We start from the raw sequence: 4,269 nt of genomic DNA, 5'->3' as shown, positions 1-4,269 counted from the left end.
CTGCGGAAGAGGGCGTCCTGCACGCCAATCAGGCGCCAGAGCTCATTGAGCCGCCCGCGCGTCCGGCTGCTTGAACAGACGGGCGTTGATCTCAAACGCGCCAGAATGGATGTCGATCGGGTCGCTGCGATGCCATTTGACCAGCGCACTACAAACGACGTCCAGCAGGCGATTGAAGGCATGTTTGCCGTGGTTGACGATTTCCAGTCGATCGTGGCCTGGAATGTCAATGAGCTTGTCGGGTCTGATGATGCCATCGCGGCATCCGTGATGACGGGCCACATGCTGAGCGATCTCCGGGAATATGGCGGACGCATCGCGTCCCAGATCATGGCACCTATAGCGACGCATCATCCCCTGGAACGCAAGCACCTGATTGACAGCAGCCGGACGCGCGGGCGGCTCAATGAGCTCTGGCGCCTGATTGGCGTGCAGGACGCCCTCTTCCGCAGCGATTCCCGTCTTGCCGGCAAGCGCGAGGAAATCGAGCGCGTGTTTTTCGGCAAGGGTCTGGGCATGGTCGATGCTCTTGTCGCGGAAGGCCGGGTCTCCGGGCAATATTCCATGTCGGCGGAGCAGTTCACGGACCGCTTTGTCAAAACGCTTCAACCGCTGGAGAGCCTGCGCAGCGAGTTTCTGAACGTCAAGATCGATGAGTTCATGCACACGCGTGATCGTGCCTTAAGCACCTTGATCATGGTTGTCGCCATAACATCGGCGATACTGGCCATTCTTGCGAGCCTTGTTCATATGGTGCACCGGTCCGTCCTGTCACCGCTCCTGCAGGCGCGCGAAGAGGTTATCGGCCTTGCCCACGACGTGCCGGTCAAACTTGGCGACAGGCAGCATTATGCCGGGGAAATGCGTCGGCTTTTCGATGCGCTGCAGGTTTTGCGTGGCAAGCTGCATGAGCGGGCTATCTTGACCGACAAATTGAAAGAGCAGGCGGAAACCGACGGCTTGACCGGTCTCTTCAACCGACGCACGCTCGACCTGATCGGTCAGAGCGCAGCAAACAAGGATGAGCAGCCGGAGACGGCCTGTCTTATTCTTCTGGACATCGATTACTTCAAGCTCGTCAACGATACCTATGGCCATCAGGCCGGAGACCATGTGCTCAAGGATGTATCGGCCTTGCTGCGGTCGATGGTCCGGTCGGCGGATGTCATCGCCCGGTTCGGCGGCGAGGAGTTTGCCATTCTCTCGACGGGTGACCAGCTTGCCGACGTCGTCATGCGCGCTCGCCGCATCCGGCTCGCCCTGCAACGGCACGAGATTCGGCTGGCAGACGGTGTTTGTCTGAATATGACCGCAAGTTTCGGCGTCGCCAGCGGCGTCTTGGGCTCTGCCGGATGGCCGAACCTCATCAAGGCGGCGGACGTCGCGCTCTACCGCGCCAAGTCGGAGGGCAGGAATCGCGTTCGATTCGCCGCCGATGACCAGACCGACGCTGAAAACGCATGATTCCGGGCGCGCTTGCTGATAAATCATTGGATAAGTTGGGCGGGTTCCAATGGTGAAACGGCGCCCGGCTGAAGGATGGATTGCCCCGATTGCGTCGGGTGTCCGGTTCAAGGGCGTATTTACTGCAGTAAATACTCAGTGTTTTTGTAGGTAAAACAGCGGGTTACTCATGTTTTGATGCAGGATGCCCCAGCGCCGCGGGATATCCATCGGGATTCAAAGCTCCGCATGTGTTGCATGACAAAACTGTTGTTAAGTTTCTGTTAACCTAAAATTTCTTGATGGTTTGTTCGAATCGGAGCTTAATGGCGCTTCTCAGAAGATTTGCTTTGAAAAAGCGCTATTAGAGGTTTTGTCTCCGATGAATTTCGCTCTACCTCTGCCCAAGTTTGAGTTTGATGACAAGATCCTTGATCAGGGTGCAGAGATTTCACGCCGCTTGAACCAGCTTCGGATGGAAAAGTTTCCGCCGAATGCCAAGAAGACATTGCGGCAGTTCTCCATGGCGGAAGTGGCGCACTATCTTGGTGTGACCCAGAATAATCTCAAGCGGCTGCATCTGGAAGGCAAGGGCCCCGTGCCGGCGCAGGCCGCGTCCGGGCGGCGTTCCTATACCGCGGAGCAGATGCTGGAGCTGCGCCATTATCTCGACCGCAACGGCCGGACCGAGGTTAAAAAATATGTGCCGCACCGCAAGCCCGGCGACAAGCTGCAGGTGATCGCTGTCGTCAATTTCAAGGGCGGCTCCGGCAAGACGACGACATCGGCGCATCTCGCGCAGTATCTGGCGTTGACGGGCCACCGGGTTCTAGCGATCGATCTTGATCCGCAGGCGTCCCTTTCCGCCCTGCACGGTTTCCAGCCTGAACTGGACCGGAATCTGTCGCTATACGAATCCATCCGCTATGACGATCAGCGCAAGCCGATTGCCGATGTGATCCTGCCGACCAATTTCCCCGGGCTCGATATCATTCCGGCCAATCTCGAACTGCAGGAGTATGAGTACGATACCCCGCTGGCGATGCAAGACAAGGCATCGCGCGAAGGCCGGCAATTCTTTACCCGCATCGCCAGCGCGCTTGAGAGCGTCGATGACCGCTACGATGTGGTTGTGGTCGATTGCCCGCCGCAACTCGGCTATCTCACGCTGACGGCAATGTCGGCTGCCACGGCGGTTTTGATCACCGTGCACCCGCAGATGCTGGATCTGATGTCCATGTCGCAGTTCCTGCTCATGCTGGGCGGTATCCTGAAGACCGTGAAGCAGGCGGGAGCGAAAGTGGAACTCGATTGGTTCCGCTACCTGATTACCCGCTATGAACCGACGGATATTCCGCAGGCCCAGATGGTGGGCTTCATGCAATCCATGCTGGCTGAAGAGATATTGGCCAACGCCATGCTGAAATCCACGGCGGTATCGGATGCCGGCCTGACCAAACAGACGCTCTACGAAGTGGAGAAGAACAGTTTCACCCGCTCAACCTATGAGCGGGCGATCGAGTCACTTGACGCTGTTAATGCCGAGATCGCCTCGCTCGTGCATCGTGCGTGGGGCCGATGACATGAACCTACGATTTACTGCCGTAAAAACATTGATTTTCGCAAGAAAAATCAACCGCATGACTGGAAATGGACGCAATTAGATGGCCCGGAAGGATATTTTCAGCAGCGTGATGAACCCGGCGCCCGCGCAGACGGAACGCAACGACGCTTTGTCCTATGTGGTGACGGGTGCATCGCGCTCCATCAAGAGCTCGTTCGAGGAACTGGCCAAGGGCAGCGTCGTGGAACTTGATCCGGAACTGATCGACGGTTCGTTTGTCACCGATCGCATCGATGACGACGATCAGGCTTTTCAGGAGCTGCTGGCTGCCATTGCGGAGAGGGGACAGGATTCGCCCATTCTCGTTCGCCCGCACCCCTCCGTATCGGGTCACTACCAGATCGTTTTCGGTCATCGCCGGGTTAAGGTCGCACGGCATCTCGGCAAGCTCGTGCGTGCCGTGGTCAAGCCGATGGCGGATCAGGATCACGTCATTGCGCAGGGTCAGGAAAACGCGGCGCGGCAAAACCTCTCCTTTATCGAGCGGACGCTGTTTGCAAAGCGGCTGGGCGATCTTGGCTATGATCACGCCGTCATCAAATCGGCGCTGGCACTTGATCCGACGACGTTTTCCAAGATGCAGTCGGTTTCATCGCACATTCCAGAGACTATCGTTCTTGCCATCGGCTCGGCCAAGGCAACGGGGCGGGATCGCTGGTGGCAGCTTTCCAAATTTCTGGAACAGCCGGGAAATCAGGCGAGGGCGGCCGAGTTCATTCACTCTCCGGATTTTGCTGTCGAGAACAGCGATGACCGGTTTGCGCGCCTGTTCGATTGCCTGAACAATGTGAAGCGGCCGGCGCCGAAAGCAAGCGCTTCCAGGACGAAGACCTGGGCGGCCAAGGATAAATCGCTTAACGCAGAGATCAAAGATACGGGAAAGAGCTTTACACTGGCGTTGAAGGCCAGAAATGCTTCTCGTTTCGGTGCATATATTGCCGATAACCTTGACGAACTCTATCGAGCCTTCAGGGAATCGGAAACAGTAGGAAAAACAGGAGATTAACCGCACAAGAAAAAAGCCCACCTAAACATCTCTGTCTTGGAAGGCTTCTCTCATATCTCTAGCAGGATCGAGAATCGCATTTCCGGGAATCAGTGTCAAGACTTTTTGGCGTCGTTTGGGCGGATGGATTTCTTTTGCCTATTGAAAGGTAGAAGACGATGCAGTCGGGGAATGCATTCACGACGCCCTTCGGGCG

At 56.8% G+C, this 4,269-nt stretch carries 3 protein-coding genes; all 3 read left to right on the top strand.

Features of this window, described 5'->3' with window-relative positions; translation table 11 throughout:
* Positions 1–1,464 (top strand): GGDEF domain-containing protein (locus tag RDL77_RS24715; protein WP_288195136.1); only part of this gene is annotated, 1,464 nt, incomplete at its 5' end.
* 361 nt (positions 1,465–1,825) lie between these two features.
* On the top strand, positions 1,826–3,025 hold the full coding sequence (gene repA, locus RDL77_RS24710) for a plasmid partitioning protein RepA (protein WP_105735049.1): 1,200 nt from the start codon (positions 1,826–1,828) through the stop codon (positions 3,023–3,025).
* Between the two features lie 82 nt (positions 3,026–3,107).
* Positions 3,108–4,073, top strand: coding sequence for a plasmid partitioning protein RepB (gene repB / locus RDL77_RS24705; protein ID WP_288195135.1), 966 nt, complete (start codon positions 3,108–3,110; stop codon positions 4,071–4,073).
* Positions 4,074–4,269 lie beyond the last annotated feature (196 nt).

Origin of the sequence: uncultured Phyllobacterium sp., from assembly GCF_902479695.1 — a bacterium.
GTDB lineage: Bacteria > Pseudomonadota > Alphaproteobacteria > Rhizobiales > Rhizobiaceae > Phyllobacterium > Phyllobacterium calauticae.
This window is presented reverse-complemented; position numbering and strand designations above follow the sequence as displayed.

What these genes read in the sequence shown, in the direction of transcription:
- repA (WP_105735049.1), top strand. Translation starts at nt 1,826, where the DNA reads ATGAATTTCGCTCTACCTCTGCCCAAGTTTGAGTTTGATGACAAGATC.
- repB (WP_288195135.1), top strand. Translation starts at nt 3,108, where the DNA reads ATGGCCCGGAAGGATATTTTCAGCAGCGTGATGAACCCGGCGCCCGCG.